The organism is Mesorhizobium sp. M7A.F.Ca.US.005.03.2.1, from assembly GCF_003997795.1.
Lineage (GTDB): Bacteria > Pseudomonadota > Alphaproteobacteria > Rhizobiales > Rhizobiaceae > Mesorhizobium > Mesorhizobium ciceri.
The window spans coordinates 1-3,730 of the sequence record NZ_RZRP01000638.1; the positions used below are offsets into that span (position 1 = coordinate 1).

General features: G+C 64.5%; 2 protein-coding genes and 1 pseudogene. All 3 read right to left on the reverse strand.

Features of this window, described 5'->3' with window-relative positions; translation table 11 throughout:
• Positions 1 to 42: 42 nt before the first annotated feature.
• Positions 43 to 918 (reverse strand): GNAT family N-acetyltransferase, encoded by an 876-nt coding sequence (locus EN991_RS27315; RefSeq protein ID WP_023812526.1) that lies wholly within the window; start codon positions 916 to 918, stop codon positions 43 to 45.
• A gap of 182 nt (positions 919 to 1,100) precedes the next feature.
• Positions 1,101 to 3,392, reverse strand: coding sequence for a PAS domain-containing hybrid sensor histidine kinase/response regulator (locus tag EN991_RS27320; RefSeq protein ID WP_027161326.1), 2,292 nt, complete (start codon positions 3,390 to 3,392; stop codon positions 1,101 to 1,103).
• A 141-nt stretch (positions 3,393 to 3,533) separates the two neighbouring features.
• Positions 3,534 to 3,730, reverse strand: a pseudogene (locus EN991_RS27325) (oxidoreductase); the annotation flags it as partial.

Sequence of the window (3,730 nt, forward strand, 5' to 3'; positions counted from 1 at the left end):
GGGTTGAACGAGATAGCTCCCGCTACTTTCTATTCGCTAGCCTCACGCAGCGAAGCGCTGGGCTTCCCCGCCATAATAGTTGACGTAGCGTGCGCCGATCTCCTTGACCGGCATCACGACGAACACATCGACCGTCGAGAATTCGCGATCGATGACGCAGCCGTCGCCGATGCGGGCGCCGACGCGCAGATAGCCCTTGACCAGAGGCGGCATCGCGGCGATCGCCGCCTTGGCATTGACCGCCTCGATAGGCATCAGGTCCATCGAGCAGTAGCGCCCGGAGACCGCGCGCACGTCCCAGGCCGAATTCGTGCGGCAGTGGTGGGCGAGGTAGGTGAGCGCCTCGGCATGCGCCGCCGGCACGGTGCCGTGAAAGGAAGCGCAACCGGTCATCACACCGATTTCATAATGGTTGATGTAAGCCCAGATGCCTTGCCACAACGCTTCGATGGTGCGCTTCGAGCGGTATTCCGGCAAAACGCAGGAGCGGCCGAGTTCAAGGAAACGCTGGCCGGGGTGACGGGCAATGAGCTTGGTCAGCTCGAATTCACCTTCGGAATAGAAACCGCCGGCCGTGGCCGCGATTTCTTGCCGCAGCAGCCGATATGTGCCGACGATGCGGCGATGTTCGGGACCGGAAAGCGTGGTGTCCAAAACCAGCAGATGGTCGCAGAGCGGATCGAACCGGTCGGCGTCACGGCGGTCATGGGCCTGGAACAGGTCCTTCCTGGCGCCAAGTTCGTCGTAGAACACCCGGTAGCGCACTTCCTGCGCGGCCGCGATCTCGGCCTCGTTGCGAGCGAGCCGCACTTCAAGATTGCCTATACGGCCCAGTGCGGCGCCCTTTATGACGGAATCGACGTTACGTCCGGCAAGCAAGGCGCTGCTGGCGTTCGGCCGAGTGTCACATTCCGGCATAACTGTATGCACGAGTGATTCTCCTTCGAGCCATCCCTCTTGGCACGGGGATACGGTGTAGGTGCAACAGGATTGTGACAGTACCGTGATACGACGTCGTGGGCAATACTTCGTCGGCTGGCGAATACGATCAACCGGCTACGTTTAAGTGATCGCCCGGTGCGGAATGGGCGGTGGAAAGCTCAGGCCGCGACGACCTGGCCCTCGACGGCATTGACCAGCGCCTCGGGGTCGAGCGGCTTGGTGACAAAGCCGCTGGCGCCATGGGCCAACACCGCATGGCGGGTCTTTTCCTGGCTGTCGGCCGACAGCACCATGATCGGCACCGGCCGCACGGCACTTTCTTCCTCATGGCGGCGGATGGCGGCAATCGCGTCCAGCCCGTCCATGACCGGCATGTGCAGATCCATCAAGACCACGTCGAAGCGGTCCTTGTGCGCGGCGCCGGTGACAGCCTCGACGGCCGCCTTGCCGTTGCCGACCACCCTGACGCGATGCCCCGCCTTCAGCAGCGTGGCGCGGGCCAGCATGGCATTGATGTCATTGTCCTCGGCGATCAGCACCGACAGGCCGCGCTGGCGGTTGCCGACGGCGCGCAGTGTCGGCGCGCCGCGCTTTTCCGGCTGCGGCGGGCCGAGGCTCGGAGCATGGCTGCTCAACAGTACACGCAAAAGTGTTCCGCCGCGCACCGGCCTGGCCAGGAAGGTTGCGTAGCCGCTGGCGCGGAACTCGCCAAGCATGCCGCGATCTGTCGGCGCGATCAGCGTGATCGCCTCACAGTCGGAGAAACCGCTCTGGCGCAGGCGCTTGAGCAGCCTTCCGTCGCCTTCCTCCATCGCTGCATCGACCAGGATCGCGTCGCAGCCGGCGGCGAAAGGCGCGGCCTGTGCGGCGGTGGTGGCGATGTCGACCGCGCCACCGTTGGCACGGATGGTGCGGGCGATGGCGTCGGCCTCGACGGCGTTCTTCGACAGGATCACCACGCGTCTGCCCGAGAGAGCATTCTGGCGGCCCTGCGGCGCTTCGGTGGCCGCTGTCGCAGGGACTTCGAAGACGAACTCGGATCCCTGGCCGAGCCGGCTGGATACCGAGATCGTGCCACCCATGGCGGCCACCAGGCGCCTGGAGATGGCAAGGCCGAGGCCGGCCCCGCCATGTGTGCGTGTCGACGTGCCGTCCGCCTGCTCGAACTCCTCGAAAATGCGCTCCAGGTCGGCATCATGCAGGCCCGGACCGGTATCGGCGATGGTAAAGCATATGCGGTCGCTGGTTTCGGTGCGTGCGCGTGCAATGCTCACCAGCACGCCGCCGCTGTCGGTGAACTTGATGGCGTTGCCGATGAGGTTGAGAAGCACCTGCCTGACCTTGCCTGGATCGGCGGTGATCAATTGCGGCACGTCGGGTTCGACATGACAACCCAGCCCGATATCCTTGGCGAAGGCGCGCGCCGCCAGCAATTCGATGATGTTGTCGGCGATCTCGCGCACCGACATCGGCTGCGGCTCCGGGTCGAAACGCCCGGCTTCGATCTTGGAATAGTCGAGAAGATCCTCGATCAGGGCAAGCAATGCGCTGGCTGAGGTCGAGACGGCGCCGACATAGGTCTGCTGCTCCGGCGACAGGCTGGTGTCGGCGAGCAACCTGGCCATGCCCATGATGCCGTTCATCGGGGTGCGGATTTCATGGCTGACGGTGGCGAGGAAACGCGATTTGGCCTGGCTGGCATATTCGGCCCGTTCGCGTGCGGTGATCAGCGAGGACTCGGCGCGTTTGCGGGCGGTGATGTCGCGGGCGATGGCGCGGTGCGAAACCGCGCCACTGTCCTTGTCGCGCACCGACAGTTCGATCCAGGAGAACCAGCGCTGCCCGCTCGGCGTGCTGATAGAGACATCGGTGGAACTCAGGCACTCATGGTCGGAAAAGGCGGCATCGGGAACCATGCCGACCTCGATGCCGAGTTCCGCCAGGGTCTTGCCGGCAAGATCGCGCTGGTCGATCTCGACGAGATCGGCGAAGACCTTGTTGGCATAGACGATGTAGCCGTCGCGGTCGCGATGGATGACGAGATCGCCAAGCGCGTCGATCAGGCCACGAAAGCGCTCATCGCTCTCCTGCATCTCCCACATGCGGTCGGCCAGCGTCTCGATCTCGGCGCGGCTGCGGGCCGTGGTTTCGTCAAGAAGGGCGGCGGTGCGATGTTCGCTGCGCCTGGCGCGCAGATGCATGGCAAGGCCGGCTAGGCCGGTTGCGAGCAATGCAACGCTGATGAACATCGGTGCCCCGGTCAGGTGCGCCAGCCCGGCCATCACCACGATGGCGACGAATGTCAGAAAGGACAGGCCTTCGCGCCTGGAGAATTCCGGCTCGGGCACCAGCGGCGGCGCGGCGACGAAGCGCCGCGTCGACGCCGGCGGGAGCACCGCATCGACATCGTCGCCAGTGTCCGCCTGTTGGCTGCCGGATTGCGCGATCATGCGAAATTCTTGCCAGACAGAGCTTATGGAAAATTGCGGCGGATCGTTCCAATTTTAGCGGATGAGCGCTTTTTGCCGAGGCGCGGCGGGTTTGCCACCAGATCTGGCGATTGCATCCGCCCTTCCGGCAGTTGGGCGGAGTCACATATCCACGACGACGCGGCCGCGGATCTTGCCCTCGACGATATCGCGCGCGGCATCGACGATGCCGTCGAACCCGATGGTGCTGGACAGGCTGGCGAGCTTCTGCAGATCGAGGTCGGTGCCGATGCGGCGCCATGCCTCGAGGCGGACTGCTTTCGGCGCCATCACTGAAGCGATGCCGAGCAATGAGACAC